The sequence below is a fragment of the Paenibacillus sp. FSL H7-0943 genome, assembly GCF_037963265.1.
GTDB classification, from domain to species: Bacteria; Bacillota; Bacilli; order Paenibacillales; family Paenibacillaceae; genus Paenibacillus_AQ; species Paenibacillus_AQ odorifer.
Window position 1 is genome coordinate 754,092 of record NZ_CP150148.1, and the last position, 18,907, is coordinate 772,998.

Annotated in this window: 16 protein-coding genes and 1 riboswitch; all 16 genes read left to right on the top strand. The window is 48.8% G+C overall.

What is annotated here, in order from left to right; translation table 11 throughout:
• The first annotated feature begins 139 nt into the window (after nt 1-139).
• The 16 genes from NSQ55_RS03305 to NSQ55_RS03380 all read left to right on the top strand — a co-directional run bounded on the left by NSQ55_RS03305 (nt 140) and on the right by NSQ55_RS03380 (nt 18,839).
• Nucleotides 140-1,363 (top strand): MFS transporter, encoded by a 1,224-nt coding sequence (locus NSQ55_RS03305; protein WP_339171178.1) that lies wholly within the window; start codon nt 140-142, stop codon nt 1,361-1,363.
• 91 nt (nt 1,364-1,454) lie between these two features.
• Complete coding sequence (locus NSQ55_RS03310; protein ID WP_036680925.1) at nt 1,455-1,718, top strand: DUF1294 domain-containing protein; 264 nt, start codon at nt 1,455-1,457, stop codon at nt 1,716-1,718.
• Nucleotides 1,719-1,758: 40 nt separating this feature from the next.
• Nucleotides 1,759-2,193 carry a universal stress protein gene (locus NSQ55_RS03315; RefSeq protein ID WP_036680923.1) on the top strand — a complete coding sequence of 145 codons (435 nt, stop codon included), beginning with the start codon at nt 1,759-1,761 and terminating at the stop codon, nt 2,191-2,193.
• A gap of 233 nt (nt 2,194-2,426) precedes the next feature.
• Nucleotides 2,427-2,528, top strand: a riboswitch (purine riboswitch).
• A gap of 305 nt (nt 2,529-2,833) precedes the next feature.
• Complete coding sequence (gene purE, locus NSQ55_RS03320; RefSeq protein ID WP_036680920.1) at nt 2,834-3,319, top strand: 5-(carboxyamino)imidazole ribonucleotide mutase; 486 nt, start codon at nt 2,834-2,836, stop codon at nt 3,317-3,319.
• Complete coding sequence (gene purK, locus NSQ55_RS03325; protein WP_339171184.1) at nt 3,316-4,548, top strand: 5-(carboxyamino)imidazole ribonucleotide synthase; 1,233 nt, start codon at nt 3,316-3,318, stop codon at nt 4,546-4,548. The genes purE and purK overlap by 4 nt, the downstream gene beginning before the upstream one ends.
• Before the next feature lie 5 nt (nt 4,549-4,553).
• Complete coding sequence (gene purB, locus NSQ55_RS03330; protein WP_036680917.1) at nt 4,554-5,849, top strand: adenylosuccinate lyase; 1,296 nt, start codon at nt 4,554-4,556, stop codon at nt 5,847-5,849.
• 483 nt (nt 5,850-6,332) lie between these two features.
• Nucleotides 6,333-7,223, top strand: a complete 891-nt coding sequence (locus NSQ55_RS03335) for a phosphoribosylaminoimidazolesuccinocarboxamide synthase (RefSeq protein ID WP_076279486.1) — start codon at nt 6,333-6,335, stop codon at nt 7,221-7,223.
• Between the two features lie 124 nt (nt 7,224-7,347).
• Entirely contained in the window at nt 7,348-7,593 is a 246-nt protein-coding gene (purS, locus tag NSQ55_RS03340; protein WP_036680912.1) for a phosphoribosylformylglycinamidine synthase subunit PurS, read from the top strand.
• 5 nt (nt 7,594-7,598) lie between these two features.
• The gene (gene purQ, locus NSQ55_RS03345) at nt 7,599-8,288 is read left to right on the top strand and encodes a phosphoribosylformylglycinamidine synthase subunit PurQ (RefSeq protein WP_339171195.1); all 690 of its coding nucleotides are present in this window, start codon (nt 7,599-7,601) and stop codon (nt 8,286-8,288) included.
• Entirely contained in the window at nt 8,266-10,512 is a 2,247-nt protein-coding gene (gene purL / locus NSQ55_RS03350) for a phosphoribosylformylglycinamidine synthase subunit PurL (protein WP_038568661.1), read from the top strand. The genes purQ and purL overlap by 23 nt, the downstream gene beginning before the upstream one ends.
• Nucleotides 10,497-11,993, top strand: a complete 1,497-nt coding sequence (purF, locus tag NSQ55_RS03355; protein ID WP_036680905.1) for an amidophosphoribosyltransferase — start codon at nt 10,497-10,499, stop codon at nt 11,991-11,993. Before purL ends, purF begins: the two co-directional genes overlap by 16 nt.
• Nucleotides 11,994-12,555: 562 nt before the next feature.
• Nucleotides 12,556-13,596 carry a phosphoribosylformylglycinamidine cyclo-ligase gene (gene purM, locus NSQ55_RS03360; RefSeq protein ID WP_076136912.1) on the top strand — a complete coding sequence of 347 codons (1,041 nt, stop codon included), beginning with the start codon at nt 12,556-12,558 and terminating at the stop codon, nt 13,594-13,596.
• A complete protein-coding gene (purN, locus tag NSQ55_RS03365; RefSeq protein ID WP_076128467.1) occupies nt 13,596-14,213 on the top strand; it encodes a phosphoribosylglycinamide formyltransferase in 618 nt (205 codons plus the stop codon). The genes purM and purN overlap by 1 nt, the downstream gene beginning before the upstream one ends.
• Before the next feature lie 206 nt (nt 14,214-14,419).
• Complete coding sequence (gene purH / locus NSQ55_RS03370; RefSeq protein ID WP_076279485.1) at nt 14,420-15,967, top strand: bifunctional phosphoribosylaminoimidazolecarboxamide formyltransferase/IMP cyclohydrolase; 1,548 nt, start codon at nt 14,420-14,422, stop codon at nt 15,965-15,967.
• 23 nt (nt 15,968-15,990) lie between these two features.
• Nucleotides 15,991-17,256, top strand: a complete 1,266-nt coding sequence (purD, locus tag NSQ55_RS03375) for a phosphoribosylamine--glycine ligase (RefSeq protein WP_339171203.1) — start codon at nt 15,991-15,993, stop codon at nt 17,254-17,256.
• A gap of 287 nt (nt 17,257-17,543) precedes the next feature.
• A complete protein-coding gene (locus tag NSQ55_RS03380; protein ID WP_076128473.1) occupies nt 17,544-18,839 on the top strand; it encodes an SEC-C metal-binding domain-containing protein in 1,296 nt (431 codons plus the stop codon).
• Nucleotides 18,840-18,907: the final 68 nt, after the last annotated feature.

Below are 18,907 nucleotides of genomic sequence, written 5' to 3' on the forward strand. Positions count from 1 at the left end.
TTCAATTAAAACGAATGATTAGAATAATGAAGGCTGCTGAGTGTGCTCAGTAGTCTTTTTTCTATCCTAGTAAGTTTATGTGGTCTACGGATAGGCTTTGAATTAGAATGGAAAGCAAATGAGTGGAGCAGGTGATTAGGTGGCAGCTGAGCAGCAGGCGAATCCGTTGAAAGCGGCAGATCGCCCACAGGGGCAAGGAAGCAGCAGGTTTTTCTTTTTGGTTATTGTATTTATGTTTTGGTTCTCTTCTTATATTTATGTGCCGGTGCTTTCACCATATGTTGAGCATTTGGGAGCATCGTATTTTATGATGGGCATGGTGCTTGGGATATATGGGTTAATGCAGATCCTATTCCGTATACCCATTGGCATCGGTTCAGATTATTTAAATAGGCGGCGGCCGTTTATCTATCTGGGATTGATTGCGAGTGGAGTCAGCTGTTTTCTTTTTATGTGGGGAGCACAGCCGGGGTGGGCGTTGGCAGCACGTGCGGTATCCGGGATAGCAGCATCGGCATGGGTTGTGTACTCTGTGATGTTCGCAGGATATTTTCCAAAAGAGGAAGCTGGAAAAGCGATGGGCATGCTGCAATTCACTACAGTAATCGCCCAATTGACCAGCATGATGATCAGCGGCTATATGGTAGAGCATTGGGGCTGGAATGCCCCCTTCCTGATTGGGGGAATTGTAGCTATTGCGGCACTAATACTTGCGCTTCGGTTACCGGAACAAAAGCAGGAAAAACGGCAAAATGCCATACAGATCAAGGAGCTGGCTGGTGTCGTAAAGGAACCTTTGCTGGTAAAAGTATCACTGTTGTCTGTGCTGGCACACTGTGTGCTATTTATAACAATGTTCGGATATACTCCGAACCAGGCGCTGAATATCGGAGCAAGCAAAGAAAGCTTGGGCTGGCTAACACTCGCTTTTATGATTCCGCATGCCATCGCAACGCTCTACGGCTCACGTCTGTTTGGAGGGCTGCTGGGTGATAGAGGGAAGCTTATGCTAGGCTTTGCGGGAAGCGCACTGTTTACGCTGCTCATTCCTTCTATGCCGACGTTAGCGGCGCTTTGTCTGACTCAGGTGGGGAATGGTTTTATGCAGGGACTTATTTTTCCGCTGCTGTTGAGTAAATCCGTATCAGAAATAGATCCTTTTAAACGGGCTACAGCTATGGGTTTCTATCAGGCCGTTTATGCGATAGGGATGTCAGCAGGGCCATTCGTAGCAGGTTGGATGAGCTCTGTATATGGCTTGACCGGAGGATTCTGGTTAGGTGGGATTGCGGCGGTGTTGGCTACAATTTTATCCTGGGTATGGATGAAGGATACGAAGCAGAAGCAGCTAAAAGCAACTTAACAGACTTGGCAGAGCGTGTAAGGATGATTGGTTTTTTGTGCAAAAGGGGAATATAATAGAGATAGGAAGCAAGGAGGAGGAGCCCGGGAGAATGGTCAAGGTTGTAATGTTGTGGTTTGTGGTAATTAATATAATCGGGTATGTAGTGATGTCCGAGGACAAGAACAAAGCCCGCAAAAGGCGAGAACGTGTACCTGAGAAAACACTTTTTCTGCTGGCAGCCATGGGCGGCGCACTAGGTGTGCTGATTGCCATGTACCGTAAGCGCCACAAGACGCGTCATACATCCTTCAGGATCGGAATTCCGCTTCTGCTGCTGCTGAATATCTTTTTGTACAGCTATTTTTTAAGATAATAGTCTTTAGGATTACAAACTAGAAAAAGAGGTGGCGTACATGTTATTCTCTAAAATTTTGCTAGCCTATGACGGTTCAAAGGCTTCTAATCAAGCATTGGAGCGCGCAATTGAACTCGCTAAAGTCACACCAGGTTCTATATTGCATGTCGTACACGCATTTGAATTCCCAAGATTTTTTATCGGAGAAGCTCTTGCACCACTACCAGCTTCAGTAAATAAAGAATATTATGATTTGGCAGTGCAGACTACAGAAGAAGTGAAGGGACGCCTTGAGGCTGAAGGCCTGAATGCTGAGGTTGAGCTTTTACAAGGATCTCCTGCGGAAGTGATTTTGAAATATGCTAAGGAAAATGCTATAGACATCATAGTTATCGGCAGCCGCGGGCTTGGCGGTATACGTGAATTTGTTCTGGGCAGTGTCAGCCATAATGTAGTACAAAGCGCTCGTATTCCAGTGCTGGTTGTAAAATAATATAGAGTTCAAAGGGACGCTGATAGCGTTCCTTTTTTTCAATTTAAGGCTGTACAGGTCTTAATCTGGAGCTTAAACACCATAGAGCGCTAGAGGTAGGAGCGTACGGAAAGAAGTGCTTCTTCACAAAATATAAGGTTATTGAGAATTTAAATTCGCCCAAAAGCGAACATTTATTATGGTGATTTTACCAATGTTCGTGTTTGAGTTGACATCATGTGTAGGGGATTGTTAAACTGATGTCATGAAGAGCTCGTATAAAACCGGGAATATGGCCCGGAAGTTTCTACCCGGGAACCGTAAATTACCGGACTACGAGGAAATAGGATGCTAGAATGCGATAATGCAGTCCAGATAATGGAGTGATGCATTGTGCAGCTTTCCGCGCTTAATGCCAGTTTGGTGAGAGGCAAGCGGGAGTGTTTTTTCCTAATTCCTTTACTAGTCCGATCCTCCCGCAGCAAAATGCGTCTGGACATCGGGCTTTTTTAATATAAGGAATAAGTTACACGTAATACATCAACCTTATATTATTAAGGAAAACGATAGTCATCCCTGAAGGACGAGAATGTAGTCTCTGCTTGTTCGGATTTACAAGATAAAGATATCTCATACTAGTGATTGGAAGGTAGGTCGAATCATGTCTGTGCAGGTAGCTGTCATCATGGGTAGTAAGTCGGATTGGGATACGATGGAGCACGCTTGTGGGGTGCTGGAAGAGCTGGGTTTGTCTTATGAGAAGAAGGTAGTATCCGCGCACCGTACACCGGACTTGATGTTCCGCTATGCGGAGGAAGCCGCTGGCCGCGGCATTCGCGTGATTATTGCAGGAGCAGGCGGCGCCGCGCATTTGCCGGGTATGGTGGCTGCAAAGACGATCCTGCCAGTGATTGGTGTGCCCGTGCAGTCGAAAGCACTTAATGGGCTGGATTCGCTGCTCTCCATCGTGCAGATGCCTGGAGGCATACCGGTAGCAACGGTAGCTATTGGTAAGGCAGGCGCTGTAAATGCAGGCCTGCTGGCCGCACAGATCATCGGAGCGTTCGACCCCGAAGTGCAGCAGCGTGTGCAGCTGCGTCGGGATGCGATCCGCGATGAAGTATTGGAAAGCAGCGACAGCTTATGAGGCCGGAGGAGCTGAAGCTGCAGGAGGCTGGCGGCGCAGCTTCGCCAGCCGCACAAGCGTCCGGTGCAGACACCGTCCGGACGCTGCTGCCCGGCTCGACCGTCGGCGTGCTCGGCGGCGGGCAGCTCGGGCGCATGATGGCGCTGGCCGGCAGCGCCATGGGGTACCGCTTCGTGGCGCTGGATCCTGCGCCGGATGCGCCTAGCGGTCAAGTTACGCCGCAGATTACGGCGGCGTATAACGACCGGGACGCGGCGCGGGAGCTGGCCCGCCGCGCGGACGTCATCACGTACGAGTTCGAGAACGTCGACGCGGGCGTTGCCGCGCTGCTGGCGGAAGAATCGTACGTGCCGCAGGGCAGCGCGCTGCTGTATACCACGCAGCATCGGCTGCGCGAAAAAGCCGCCATCGAGGCGGCGGGCGTTTCGGTCGCCCCGTACCGGAAGGTGGACAGCCTTGCGGAGCTAAAAGAGGCGGCGGCTGAACTTGGACTACCTTGTGTGCTCAAGACAGCCACAGGCGGTTATGACGGCAAGGGTCAAGCTGTGATTCGTCAGGAAGAAGAGCTGGAAGAAGCCTTCCGGCAGGTTGCACCCGGTGAGGTGATTCCGGAGCTGGTGCTTGAGAAGTTTGTAGCTTTTCAATGCGAAATATCCGTTGTTGCTGCACGTAGTGCATCTGGGGAGGTCAAAAGTTTCCCGCCTTCTGAGAACATTCATGTAAACAATATTTTGCATCTGTCCATTGTGCCTGCAAGAGTGTCAGCGGACATTCAGCGCAGAGCTTGCGAGCTGGCTGAGACTTTAATCGCAGGCCTGAATGCGGTTGGACTGCTTGCCGTGGAAATGTTCGTCACAGCGGACGGTGAATTGTTCGTCAATGAGCTGGCACCAAGGCCGCATAATTCCGGCCATTACACCATGGATGCTTGCGTGACCTCACAGTTCGAGCAGCATGTCCGGGCGATTTGTAATCTGCCGCTGGGCGATACAACGCTTTTGACACCTGTAGTTATGGTAAATGTATTAGGTCAGCATTTGGATGGTGCGATTAAAGCGACCTGTACACATGAGGAAAAAGATAATAAGCTGGGTATTGTACCTAAGCTTCATATATATGGCAAGACTGAGAGTAAGACTGGTCGTAAGATGGGTCATATCAATCTGCTGTGCAAGGATACCGGAGACGGCTTATCCTGGGTGGAGCAATCTAAACTTTGGAGGAACTAAAGAATATGATCGAACGTTACAGCAGACCCGAGATGCGGGCCATTTGGACTGAGGAGAATAAATTCAAAGCGTGGCTGGAAGTGGAAATATGCGCTTGTGAAGCATGGGCGGAGCTGGGAGTCATCCCACATGAAGACGCTGCTAAGCTGCGTAAGGATGCTAAATTCGACATCGCACGTATTGATGAAATCGAACAGGAAACACGTCATGACGTAATCGCCTTTACTCGTGCGGTTTCCGAAAGCCTTGGCGCAGAACGCAAATGGGTACACTACGGCCTTACTTCCACAGATGTGGTGGATACAGCACTGGGTTACTTGTTGCGTCAAGCGAATGAGATTCTAGAGAAGGATATTATTAACTTCATTGAGATCCTTAAAGATAAAGCTATTGCTTATAAAGATACACCGATGATGGGCCGTACACATGGGGTTCATGCTGAGCCAACTACTTTTGGTCTGAAAATGGCATTGTGGTACGAAGAAATGAAACGTAACCTGGAGCGTTTCCGCCATGCTGCGAACGGTGTGCAATTTGGCAAAATCTCCGGAGCCGTGGGTACGTATGCCAACATTGATCCATTCGTAGAAGAATTTGTCTGCCGTAAGCTGGGTACAAGCCCTGCGCCGATCTCGACACAAACTCTACAGCGCGACCGTCACGCTGAGTATATGGCAGCTCTTGCTCTGGTAGCAACCTCGCTAGACAAATTCGCTACCGAAATCCGCGCTCTGCAAAAGAGTGAGATTCGCGAAGTAGAAGAAGCTTTTGCCAAAGGTCAAAAGGGTTCATCTGCTATGCCGCATAAACGGAATCCTATTGGCTGCGAGAATATTTCCGGTCTGTCCCGCGTGATTCGCGGACATATGGTTACAGCTTACGAGAACGTGCCGCTCTGGCATGAACGCGATATCTCGCACTCTTCAGTGGAGCGTATCATCCTTCCGGATGCAACAATGCTGCTGAACTACATGCTGAACCGTTTCGGAAACATCGTGAAGAACCTGACTGTATTCCCAGAGAATATGAAGCGTAACATGAACCGTACCTTCGGCGTTCCTTTCTCTGGCCGGATCTTAACCAAGCTGATTGATAAAGGCTTCAGCCGCGAGCAAGCATACGACACTGTTCAACCACGTGCGATGCAAGCTTGGGAAGAGCAAAAGCAGTTCCGTGATATCGTGGAAGCTACACCTGAAATCACTAATGTCCTCACCCCAGAAGAGATTGAAGATGCATTTAACCCTTCTTGGCACCTTAAGCATGTGGATACCATCTTCCGCAAGCTAGAACTTATCTAAGAAAAGATAAGTTAGTGGTGAACTAAGGAGCTAGGAATAGTACGAGCGGTTAAGGTTGTGCAGAATTGAAATGCAACTGGTCGATAAGGAACGGAGAGGAAGTTTGGAACTGTAGAAGCGTTAGCGTTCGCCTTTATCCTCGGATTTCTACCGCAGCAGCGGTTCAATCAGGAAATCTGAGGATAACAGCGATCGGAAGTCCAAACATTTCTTGTAGTTACGCCTTTGAGACTCTAAAAAAGATAAGTTAGTGGTGAACTAAGGAACTAGGAATAAAAGAAATCGGTCGAAGGAGTAATGGAGAGGAAGTTTGGAACTGTAGAAGCGTTAGCGTTCGCCTTTATCCTCGGATTTCTACCGCAGCAGCGGTTCAATCAGGAAATCTGAGGATAACAGCGATCGGAAGTCCAAACATTCCTCGGAGTTACGCCTTTGAGACCAATTAGTTATTAGGAAGATCATTAGTTCAAGGGAGGAAAGGTCATGACATCATCGGCCGTATCCACAGCCGTGGAACTCATCAATGCGCCGCTGCTCTACAAAGGGAAGGTTCGTGAGCTATACGATTTAGGGGAAAATGTACTGATCGTAGTTACGGATCGGATATCTGCTTTTGACTATGTGCTGGACCCGGCGGTCCCTGAAAAGGGCAATGTGCTTAACCGTCTGAGTGCGTTCTGGTTCGGACAGACTAAAGAGCTGATGGAGAATCATGTCGTTCATATCGATGTGGATCTGCTCGGCGACGTAGTTAAGGACAAAGAGGCTCTCAGAAACCGTGTCATGGTGGTACGCAAAGCGGAGCGTATTGATATCGAATGCGTAGTGCGTGGATGCATCACTGGCGGCGGCTGGAGACAGTATCAAGAAACCGGCAAGGTAAATGGTATTGAACTTCCTGCTAACCTCCGCAAAAACGCGCTGCTGGCAGAACCGATTTTTACTCCTGCGGCTAAAAATGATGTAGGTCACGATGAGGATATTCCGTTTGAGAAAATGCAGGAATTAATCGGAGCTGATCTGGCGCTTGAGCTGCAGGAAAAGAGCTTAAAGCTGTTCGCTTTTGCTAGAGAGTATTGTGCTGAGCGTGGGATCATTCTTGCGGACTGCAAATTCGAATTCGGCTTGTTGGACGGTAAGGTGATTCTGATCGATGAGATTTTTACACCGGATGCTTCCCGCTTCTGGGCTAAGGATAAATACGCGCTTGATATTGAAATTGATAGTATGGATAAAGAGCCTGTTCGTACGTATCTATCTGCATCTTCCTGGGACAAGAATAGTAAACCTGATCCGCTCCCACTGGAAGTAGTAGAAGAAACTACACGGCGTTATCTGGACATTTATCATCGTCTTACTGGCAAGTCTTTATAGTTCAACATAGTGTGTGCACTCATGGGAATAAATTCAGTATATATTTTTGAAGCTAAATGTACTCATTGTAGAATTTCAGTTTCAGAGGGTATGCTCATTAAAATTTAGGAGGAACTACAAGCATATGTTAAAAGCGACGGTATATGTCACCATAAAGAAAAGCGTTCTTGATCCACAAGGGGTAGCAGTACAAGGAGCACTTCATTCGGTAGGCTTCCAAGAAGTTGAAAGCTTGCGTATCGGGAAATATATGGAGCTGACTTTGGATACGGATAACCGTGCTGAAGCGGAAGTTCGTCTCAAGGAAATGTGCGAAAAGCTACTTGCCAACACGGTGATCGAGGATTACCGCTACGAATTGGAGGACTAAACGACATGAAATTTGCTGTACTTGTCTTCCCAGGCTCCAACTGTGATATTGATTGCTACAAGGCGGTAGAGGACAGTCTCGGCGAACCAGTCGACTATGTGTGGCATACAGCGACGGATTTGTCGGCGTATGATTGCATTTTGGTTCCAGGCGGATTCTCATATGGTGATTACCTGCGCTGTGGCGCGATTTCGAGCTTTGCTCCTGTTATGGCGGAAGTTGCTAAAGCAGCAGAGCAAGGGAAATACGTGCTAGGCATTTGCAATGGGTTCCAAATTCTTACTGAGGCTGGTTTGCTGCCAGGTGCGCTTCGCCGCAACATGTCGATGAAGTTCCGCTGTCACGATACAGTGCTTAAGGTTGTTAATAATGAAACCCCATTTACTATTGACTATGCTAAAGATGAAGAAATCATCATCCCAATCGCACACGGTGAAGGCAACTACTACTGTGATGACGAGACTTTGGCAGAGCTGAAAGCTAACAATCAGATTGTGTTTACCTATAGCGATAATCCTAATGGCTCCGTAGCCGATATTGCGGGTGTTAGTAACGTACAAGGGAATGTGGTTGGCATGATGCCTCACCCTGAGCGCGCGGCTAATAGTTTGCTTGGTTCAGAAGACGGCAAAAGAATGTTTACATCCATACTGAAGACTTGGAGGGATCGTCATGACGCAGCAAGTATCCGTTAAGGAACCGACCGCAGAACAGATTGCGGAGCAGAAAATTTACAGCCAGTTCGGTGTGTCGGACAGCGAATATGAGCTGATCAAGTCTTTTATGGGACGTTTGCCGAACTACACTGAAATCGGCGTATTCAGCGTAATGTGGTCCGAGCACTGTGCCTATAAGAACTCCAAACCCCTCCTGAAACGTTTCCCAATTTCCGGACCACGTGTCCTGATGGGACCTGGCGAGGGTGCAGGGATTGTAGATATCGGTGACAACCAAGCGGTTGTTTTCAAAATCGAAAGTCATAACCACCCTTCAGCGGTAGAACCTTTCCAAGGTGCGGCAACGGGTGTCGGCGGGATTATTCGTGATATTTTCTCCATGGGCTCCAGACCTATCGCAATCCTCAATTCACTACGTTTCGGGAAGCTGGAAAGTGATCGAGTGAAGTATTTGTTCGAACATGTAGTGTCTGGTATTGCCGGTTATGGTAACTGTATCGGGATTCCAACGGTTGGCGGCGAAATCATGTTCGATGATAGCTATGACGGTAACCCGCTTGTTAACGCAATGTGTGTCGGTCTAATTGATCATGACAAAATCCAACGTGGTGTAGCTAAGGGTGTTGGCAACCCAGTCTTCTATGTAGGTCCTCCTACAGGTCGTGATGGAATTCATGGTGCCACTTTTGCATCGGTAGAGCTTAGTGAGGAATCAGAAGCTAAACGTACCGCTGTACAGGTCGGCGATCCATTTATGGAAAAGCTCGTAATGGAATCTTGTCTAGAACTGATCGACAGCGGCATCGTTATCGGGATTCAGGATATGGGTGCAGCGGGTCTTACATGCTCTAGTGCGGAGATGGCAAGTAAAGCAGGCAACGGTCTGGAGCTGTATCTTGATCAGGTGCCACAACGTGAAGAGGGCATGACGCCTTACGAAATGATGCTTTCAGAATCACAAGAACGGATGTTGTTCGTCGTTGAGCCGAAGGATGAGGCCCAGGCACAAGAGATTTTTGACCGCTGGGGTGTTATCTGCTGTAAAGTCGGTAAAGTTACGGATGATGGCCGCTTGAAATTGTATCATCACGGCGAGGTTGTTGGTGACATGCCAGTAACGGCGCTCGTGGATGAGTGTCCAGTATATAACAAACCTTCTGAGGTTCCTGCTTATTATATTGCGAATGAAAAGGTAGATACCCTTCGTTATGAGGAAGTTACGGATCTGGGCGGTGCATTGCGTACAGTACTTGGATCACCAACCGTAGCAAGTAAAGCATGGGTATACAATCAATACGATTACATGGTGCGGACGAGCACAGCTGTACGTCCTGGGTCTGACGCGGCTGTAGTTACCATTCATGGTACTCGTAAAGGACTTGCGATGACTACAGACTGTAATGGCCGTTATGTTCATCTTGATCCTGAAGTGGGTGGACGTATTGCAGTCAGCGAAGCGGCACGTAACATCGTTTGTTCCGGTGCTGAACCGCTGGCTATTACGGATAATCTGAACTTTGGAAATCCTGAGAAGCCTGATGTGTTCTGGCAAATGGAGCGTGCGGTTGATGGTATGGCTGAAGCATGTCGTGTGCTGGATACTCCGGTTATCGGTGGTAATGTCAGTCTTTATAACGAAAATACTACGGGTTCCATCTATCCAACGCCGGTTGTCGGCATGGTTGGTTTAGTAGCGGACACGGATCATATTACGACTCAAGGGTTCAAGCAAGAAGGCGATTCTATTCTTCTGCTGGGAGTGACCAAGGCTGAGCTGGGCGGCAGTGAATTCCAATATGCTGTTCATGGTGTGACCGAAGGTCGTCCTCCGGCTTTGGATTTGGCTACTGAGAAAAAACTACTGAACGCAGTCCTTACCTCAATTCGTGGCGGTCTGGTGCGTTCCGCACATGACTTGTCCGAAGGTGGACTTGCCGTAGCGCTTGCAGAGAGCTGTATCAGCGGCGGAATCGGAGCAAACGTTGAGCTTTCAGCTAACGGTCTTAGATCTGATGTAGCTTTGTTCAGCGAAAGCCAATCACGCATTGTGCTGACAGCCGCTCCTGAACGTGCGGAAGAGCTGAAAGCAGCGATTGCAGCCAGTGGTGTTCCCGTGGAAATCATCGGAACTGTAGGTGGAGACAGACTGCGCGTAAATCTGGACGGCGTGTCCGCACTAGATGAAGCTGTAGCAGAATTGAAATTCGTTTGGGAGGATGCTATTCCATGTCTTATGAAATAAAGACCGGGAAAGAGCAGGAGACTCCTATCCTGTGGACTGGTGACTTTTACAATGAAGGAACGGGCTCGGGAGATATTTTTGACACATTAAAAGAAGAATGCGGCGTTTTCGGGGTCTTCGGACACCCGGAAGCGGCGTCCATGTCTTATTACGGCTTACACGCCTTACAACACCGTGGAGAAGAAAGTGCGGGAATCTGCGTAGCAGACGGTCGCGATTTCAACTATCACCGCGGGATGGGGTTAGTAAAAGAAGTATTCGACAAGGACAAAATTGCCTCATTGGTTGGAGACATGTCCATTGGGCATGTACGTTATTCCACTAGTGGAGACAGCCGTTTAACCAATGCGCAGCCGCTGGTATTTAAATATCGTGACGGCGATTTGGCAATTGCTACGAACGGCAACATAGTAAATGAACCGTTGATCCGCAAACAGCTGGAGCAAAGCGGATCGATCTTTCAAACTACGAGTGATACAGAAGTGCTGGCGCATTTAATTGCCCGTTCGCCAAAGGATTTTGTTGAAGCGGCAAAAGATGCGCTGCAGCAGCTCGTTGGCGGGTTTGCTTTTCTGCTTATGACAAATGATAAGTTAATTGTCGCTTCAGATTCCCATGGCTTGCGTCCGCTAGTGATGGGACGGATTGGTGAAGCTTATATTTTTGCTTCCGAGTCCTGCGCATTAGAGGTCATTGGGGCACAGCTGGTTCGAGATATTGAGCCGGGCGAACTGCTAGTCCTCGACAAAAACGGTCTCTTGGAGGACCGTTTTACCGAACCCAAACGTAAAGCGCTGTGCGCGATGGAGTATATTTACTTCTCACGCCCAGACAGTGATATGAACGGCTCTAACCTGCACTCCGCCCGTAAGCGGATGGGTAGCCGCATGGCACTGGAAGCTTTTGTCGATGCTGATCTCGTAACCGGGGTGCCGGATTCCAGTATTTCAGCAGCCATCGGGTATGCCGAGCAAACGGGAATTCCTTATGAGCTTGGGCTCATTAAGAATAAGTACACTGGACGAACCTTCATCCAGCCGAGCCAAGAACTGCGTGAGCAAGGTGTGAAGATGAAGCTGAGCGCCGTGCGCAGCGTAGTTGATGGCAAACGTGTCGTTATGATCGATGATTCTATCGTTCGTGGCACGACCTCACGCCGAATCGTCAATCTGCTTAGGGAAGCGGGAGCTGTTGAAGTGCATGTGCGGATTACTTCGCCACCGTTCAAGAATCCTTGCTTCTACGGCATTGATACACCAGACCGCCGCGACCTCATCGCGTCCTACAAGACCATTGAGGAAATGTGCGAAGAGATCAACGCCGATTCCTTGGCATTTTTGTCGCCGGAAGGCTTAATCTCTTCCATTGGTGGACACAACAAAGACGACTACAAAGGCGGACTTTGCCTTTCTTGCTTTGATAATGATTACCCGACGCAGGTGGATTTTGGCGGGGCAGAGAAAGATGGCTGCTCGTGTTGACATCCCCCTAAGTCCCCCTTTCAAAGGGGGATTCCGAAGGGCTCTGCCCTCCGGCCACCCGAAAGCTCGGCGGTAGGAGTTAGGTTATAACTTGCTAAGAAGACTTGGGTACGAGTGCTCGCTTTGTCCCTGTGTGCTGCGCACGGACGGGACACGCTTTACGGCGCTCCGCCCCCCGGCTGCATCCGCCGCCGGGACTGGCTCGCCAAGCTTCCCTCTGTTTGCTTCGCAAATACGAGGGCCGCTTGTCTCGCATAAGGAGGTGCATGGCGCAGCTCATGTACCGAGGTCTTGAGGTCCGTGTGCAAGGCGCGCACTGCGGCTTGCAGTAGGGACAAACCGGTGGTTGGAGGGAGTTATGGAGAGGAAGTTTGGAACTGTAGAAGCGTAGCGTTCGCCTTTATGGTTGGATTTCTACCGCGAAGAGCGGTTCGAATCAGGAAATCCAACCATAACAGCGATCGGAAGTCCAAACATTCCTCGCAATAACTCCCCTACAACCACCCAAAAGCCGAATGCGCCCAAACGCGCTCTAAACTATTAAAAGATGAGGTGTCCAATAGTGTCGGAAGCTTATAAAAACGCCGGAGTGGATATTGCGGCTGGTAATGAAGCGGTAGAACGCATGAAAAAGCACGTAAAACGTACTTACCGTCCAGAAGTAATGACGGATCTTGGTGGGTTCGGAGCGCTGTTTGGCCTCAATAAAGATAAATATGAAGAGCCAGTGCTTGTATCGGGAACCGATGGTGTAGGCACAAAGCTCAAAATCGCGTTCGCGGCAGATCGCCATGACACGATTGGCATCGACGCTGTAGCTATGTGCGTGAACGACATTGTAGTGCAAGGCGCAGAGCCACTCTTTTTCCTCGACTATCTGGCTTGCGACAAAGTGGTGCCGGAGAAAATCGAGGCTATCGTAGCTGGAATCGCTGAAGGCTGTCACCAAGCGGGTTGTGCACTGATTGGCGGCGAAACGGCTGAGATGCCGGGTATGTATTCAGCAGGTGAATATGATATCGCTGGATTCACAGTGGGCGTAGCTGACAAAGCGAAGCTGGTAACAGGCGCTAACATCGCTGCTGGCGACACAGTGATTGGTCTGGCTTCCAGTGGTGTGCACAGCAATGGCTTCTCGCTGGTGCGTAAGCTTTTGCTTGAGCAAGAGGGTTATGGCCTGAATGACGTGCTTCCTGAGCTTGGCGCTCCGCTGGCGGATGTACTCCTTGCACCAACTAAGATTTATGTGAAGCCTTTGCTGGCACTGCTGGAGCAGCTTCCGGTAAAAGGTATGGCTCACATTACGGGTGGCGGATTTATCGAGAATATCCCACGCGTATTGCCTGATAATGTAGATGTGGAGATCAATTACGGATCGTGGCCGATTCTGCCAATCTTCGGATTGATGCAGGACAAAGGAAACGTAAGCAACCGTGATATGTTCACTACTTTTAATATGGGAATTGGTCTTGTTTTGGTAGTTAGCGCTGCTGATGGAGAACGCGCTCTTGAACTGCTTAAAGCTAGCGGAGAAGAGGCGTATATCATTGGGAAAGTAACAGAAGGGGAACGCAAAGTAACCTTTACTGGAGCTGAAGTGTGATGCAATCAAGTCGAATCGCTGTTTTTGCTTCGGGGCAGGGCAGCAATTTTGCAGCACTGATCGAGGCACAGAAAGCAGGTTTGCTTGGAGACGGCAGGATTGAATTGCTTGTCTCGGACAAGCCGGAAGCGCCTGTAGCACAACGTGCGGAGGATGCGGGAATTCCCGCCCTCTTGCTGCGGCCAAAAGACTTCGCCAGCCGTGAACTCTACGAAGCAGAGATTGTAGCAGAGCTTCAGCGGCGGGAAATCGGGCTGGTTGTGTTGGCAGGGTATATGCGCCTCATTACACCAGTGCTTTTAACGCCGTATGCGGGTCGGATTATTAACATTCACCCATCGCTGCTGCCTGCTTTTGCCGGAAAGGATGCGATCGGCCAAGCGCTGGATTATGGCGTGAAGCTGACGGGAGTCACTGTGCATTTTGTCGATGGAGGTATGGATACCGGGCCAGTTATTGCTCAGCGTAGCGTAGTTGTGTTGGATAACGACACGGCGGATTCATTGGCGGAACGGATTCATAAGGTTGAATATGAGTTGTATCCTGAAGTGGTGGGCGCTTTTGCCAGCGGGAAAGTGGAACTAAGTGGAAGAAAGACGATTATCCGCGAAAAGTAAGCCACACTGTAGCCATTCGAAGTTTTGGATCGACATTTGGTGACAGGCGGAGAGATTTCAGGGTATTTCTCGGGAAATATTGCATAAGCGGCATTATGTGTCGTGTAGTAGGTAATAGAGTCAGATTCTTTCTTATAGTAATTTCCCAAGCTTTTAGATGTCATCACATTAAATCGCACGTACAACCCGAAGGAGGACTATTCAAAGTGAGTATCAAAAGAGCGCTAGTTAGCGTATCGGATAAACAAGGTATCGTGGATTTTTGCCGCGAGTTGTCTGCATTAGGCGTAGAGATTATTTCCACAGGTGGAACAAGCACGCTTTTGGCTAAGGAAGGTGTTCCAGTCATCGGCATTTCCGATGTTACAGGATTTCCGGAGATCATGGATGGACGTGTCAAAACCTTGCACCCGGCTGTACACAGCGGATTGCTAGCGGTTCGTGACAATGAGGAACACACGCGTCAAATGAAAGAGCTTGGTCTGGACTACATTGATCTGGTAGTAGTAAATCTGTATCCGTTCGCGGAAACCATTGCTAAACCGGATGTATCGTATGAAGAAGCCATCGAGAATATCGATATCGGCGGACCGACGATGCTGCGTTCTGCGGCGAAGAACCATGCTTTTGTAAGTGTAGTGGTAGATGCTAACGACTATGCTACAGTGCTTGAAGAGGTTCGCGCAGGTGGAGATACAACGCTGGAAACACGCAAACGTCTTGCGGCAAAAGTGTTCCGTCATACGGCGGCTTACGATGCCTTAATTTCCGATTATTTGGCTAATGTTACTGGCGAACCGCTTCCTGAGCGCTACACCGTGACTTATGAGAAAATTCAGGATCTGCGCTATGGCGAGAATCCGCATCAAAAAGCGGCTTTCTATCGCAAGCCTTTGGCTGCGGGGGATACTCTTACAGCAGCTGAGCAATTGCATGGCAAAGAATTATCCTACAACAATATCAACGATGCTAACGCAGCGCTGCAAATCGTGAAAGAATTTGAAGAACCTGCTGTCGTAGCCATTAAACATATGAATCCTTGTGGTGTAGGTGTCGGTGAAAGTGTATACGAAGCTTATCAAAAAGCTTACAACGCAGACCCAACCTCTATCTTTGGCGGAATTGTAGCCGCTAACCGGATTATCGATGCAGACACTGCTAATCTGCTGAAAGAGATTTTCCTCGAAATCGTATTGGCGCCAGGGTTTACGGATGAAGCACTGGAAATCCTTACGAAGAAAAAGAACCTGCGTTTGCTCAAAATCGGCAATCTTAGCACGGCTAGCGCGCGTAAGAGCAGCTTCGTAGTCACCTCTATTGATGGAGGAATGGTTGTACAGGAGAGCGATGTGCATTCTGTGAACCCGGATGATCTGCAAGTTGTTACGGACCGTAAGCCAACCGAAGAAGAATTGAAACAGCTGTTGTTCGGCTGGAAGGTAGTTAAGCATGTGAAATCTAATGCGATTGTATTAGCGGCGGATGATATGACAGTTGGCGTAGGTGCAGGGCAAATGAACCGCGTTGGCGCGGCAAAAATTGCGATTGAACAAGCTGGCGAGAAGTCCAAAGGATCAGTCCTTGCCTCTGACGCCTTCTTCCCAATGGGAGATACACTTGAAATGGCAGCTAAAGCAGGTATTACCGCAGTTATTCAGCCAGGCGGCTCCATTAAAGACGAAGAATCGATCAAGGTCGCGAATGAGTATGGAATTGCTATGGTCTTCACAGGCGTCCGTCATTTCAAACACTAGAACGCTGGGAGGATTTTATTCTAATGGATATTTTAGTGGTTGGCGGCGGCGGCCGGGAGCATGCGATTATTTGGAGCCTGTCCCAAAGCCCCAAGGTTGGTAAAATCTATTGCGCACCCGGCAACGCCGGAATCGCGCAGCTAGCAGAATCTGTGCCTATCGGTGTGTTCGAGTTCGATCGTCTGACGGCTTTTGCCAAAGAGAAGGAAGTTGGCCTTGTCGTAATCGGACCGGATGATCCGTTAGCAGGGGGCATTGTGGATGCTTTTGAAGCACAGGCTATTCCAGTGTTTGGTCCACGTAAGAATGCAGCTGAGATCGAAGGCAGCAAAACCTTTATGAAGGATCTTTTGCACAAATATAATATTCCGACAGCAGCCTATGAAAAATTTGATGGCTATGAAGCTGCACTGGCTTACTTACGCGAGCAACCGCTGCCGATCGTAATCAAGGCAGATGGGCTTGCCGCAGGAAAAGGCGTGACCGTTGCCTATTCACGGGAAGAGGCAGAGCAGGCACTAGCTGATATTATGGTAACCAAAGTGTTTGGTGAGGCTGGCGCTCAGGTTGTCATTGAAGAGTTCCTAGCGGGTCAGGAAATGTCGATTTTGGCTTTTGTTGATGGAGAGACAGTGCGTCCGATGGCTGCCGCTCAGGATCATAAGCCCGCTTACGATGGAGATAAAGGCCCTAATACCGGTGGAATGGGTACCTATTCGCCTCTGCCGCATATCGACGAGGCGATTATCCAAGAAGCGATTGAGACCATCATTAAGCCAACAGCCAAGGCTATGGTAGCTGAAGGCCGTTCTTTCAGCGGCGTTTTGTTCGCAGGGCTGATGATTTCTCCAGAAGGTAAACCAAAGACCATCGAATTTAATGCCCGGTTTGGGGATCCGGAGACACAGGTCGTGCTGCCTAGATTGAAGAGCGACTTGTTAGAAATCTTTTTGGCAGTAACCGAGGGTAGACTTGTGGATATCGACATTGAATGGAGCGACGAAGCAGCGGTGTGCGTGGTTCTCGCTTCTGGAGGATATCCAGGCTCTTATCCTAAGGGAGTGCCGATCGAAGGGCTTGAGGACAGCCAAGGAGGGCTGATCTTCCATGCCGGTACAGCACGGGGGGCAGATGGCAGCTGGGTAACGAACGGCGGACGGGTCTTAGGCGTGGTAGGCCTGGGTGCTACGATTGCCGAAGCTCGTTCAGCAGCCTATGCTAGGGCTGAAGGAATCTCTTTTTCCGGGAAACAGAATCGCAGCGACATCGCTATGAAGGCTCTGGTATAAGGATAAAGCACTGTATCTAGCAATTTTTTGCGCTTTAAGTCCTAAAAAAGGACTGACAAGTGATAGAAGAAGTGCTATAATACTACACGTACGGGGGAAAATGTGCGGATATATACAGATAAGGGCCTTTCCGATCATGGGAAGGCCCTTTTAAATCGGAGTCCTTCAGACTTTGTGCAGTAACCTTATAAAGGATGCCTCGTGCCTGAAAATGTTGATACTTATAGTGCATACTAGCGATACGCTTATGGCGAATGGCTACTCACAGATTTAAGGGGGAATTCGTTTTGAGTAAGATTGGAAGAAATGATATGTGTCCTTGCGGAAGCGGGAAAAAATATAAGAAATGCTGCCTAGGGAAAGAAACTTCTGCAGTGGAATCCATCATGCGACTGGTAACAACGGAAGAATCCGCTGCTACTGTGGCTGTGGCCGAGAAACCAGAAGCGGCAGCAATTCCTGAAGCTAAGCTTACCCTAACTACGCTCAAAAAAAAGGTGTCACGTGATCTGAAATGGGAGCATCCGGCGCATGAGCAATTGGCTCTGCATCTTATTGAGACCATGAGAGACAGCTATGACCGGGAGCTAATCTGGGAAGGTCTGGTTCTATGGAATGGTTATTCCCGTCACATCAAGCCTGCAGTGAAGAAAATGGGCTCCTTCTGTGCAGCTATCGAGTTTATCTTGTCTGAGGAATATGGATTCCTTCAAACTCAAGCTGATCTAGCGATCAAACATGAGGTTACTGCACCTACCATCTCCAGAAAAGTTAAAGAGATGCTTAATTATATCGAACAGTATGGCATGGGCGGGGCAGAGGAAGAATTACTTTTGCTCAACGTTTCAGGCACTCCGAAGGATCAGGAACAGGCTTTGCTGCAAAAAGCAATGGAAACTAAAGCATCCAATCGCCGGATCCAGCTAGCAGAAGCGGCATTGGAAGTTTATCCGGACAGTCCGGATGCCTATCTCATTTTGGCAGAGGAAGCTGAGAATGAAGCAGATGCCCGTGCTTATCTGAAAGCAGGGATGGAAGCGGGTGCGCGTGAGCTTGGAGAAGCCTTTTTCACTGAGAACAAAGGACATTTCTGGGGTCTTTACGAGACACGTTCGTACATTCGAATCTGCAAAAGCTACGCTGACTCCTGCTGGTTTAGCGGAAATGCAGAAGAAGCACAAAAGACGCTGGAGCACATTCTAGAATTGAACCCAGAAGATAACACAGGTGCACGTTACCTTCTAACGGCAACGTACCTTTACACTAATAAGCTTAAGAAGACCGAGAAGGTACTGGAGAAGTTCGGCAAGGATGCAGCAGCAACAGTAGCATATGACCGTATGGTTTTAGAATATAAGAAGAACGGGATTACTTCCCAGCTCAAAATGCTATACCGCGTGGCGAAGAATGTGAACAAGCATGTGCCAGATTATCTGTTAGGTATCAAAAGATTGCCGCATAACCTGCCTGATTTTGTAGGCGTGGGTGACGCTAACGAGGCTATCGAATATGTTATTGTACATTCACGTTTGTGGACAAGCTTACCAGACCTGGTGAAGTGGATGCTGAAGCAACAGGACTAGTAGGTTTCATAGCGTAGGGATAGCAAATATTAGTAAGAGACTATAGGGTTCCTTTAGTCTCTTTTTCT

What these genes read in the sequence shown, in the direction of transcription:
- NSQ55_RS03310 (WP_036680925.1), top strand. Translation starts at nt 1,455, where the DNA reads ATGGTCAAGGTTGTAATGTTGTGGTTTGTGGTAATTAATATAATCGGG.
- NSQ55_RS03315 (WP_036680923.1), top strand. Translation starts at nt 1,759, where the DNA reads ATGTTATTCTCTAAAATTTTGCTAGCCTATGACGGTTCAAAGGCTTCT.
- purE (WP_036680920.1), top strand. Translation starts at nt 2,834, where the DNA reads ATGTCTGTGCAGGTAGCTGTCATCATGGGTAGTAAGTCGGATTGGGAT.
- purK (WP_339171184.1), top strand. Translation starts at nt 3,316, where the DNA reads ATGAGGCCGGAGGAGCTGAAGCTGCAGGAGGCTGGCGGCGCAGCTTCG.
- purB (WP_036680917.1), top strand. Translation starts at nt 4,554, where the DNA reads ATGATCGAACGTTACAGCAGACCCGAGATGCGGGCCATTTGGACTGAG.
- NSQ55_RS03335 (WP_076279486.1), top strand. Translation starts at nt 6,333, where the DNA reads ATGACATCATCGGCCGTATCCACAGCCGTGGAACTCATCAATGCGCCG.
- purS (WP_036680912.1), top strand. Translation starts at nt 7,348, where the DNA reads ATGTTAAAAGCGACGGTATATGTCACCATAAAGAAAAGCGTTCTTGAT.
- purQ (WP_339171195.1), top strand. Translation starts at nt 7,599, where the DNA reads ATGAAATTTGCTGTACTTGTCTTCCCAGGCTCCAACTGTGATATTGAT.
- purL (WP_038568661.1), top strand. Translation starts at nt 8,266, where the DNA reads ATGACGCAGCAAGTATCCGTTAAGGAACCGACCGCAGAACAGATTGCG.
- purF (WP_036680905.1), top strand. Translation starts at nt 10,497, where the DNA reads ATGTCTTATGAAATAAAGACCGGGAAAGAGCAGGAGACTCCTATCCTG.
- purN (WP_076128467.1), top strand. Translation starts at nt 13,596, where the DNA reads ATGCAATCAAGTCGAATCGCTGTTTTTGCTTCGGGGCAGGGCAGCAAT.
- purD (WP_339171203.1), top strand. Translation starts at nt 15,991, where the DNA reads ATGGATATTTTAGTGGTTGGCGGCGGCGGCCGGGAGCATGCGATTATT.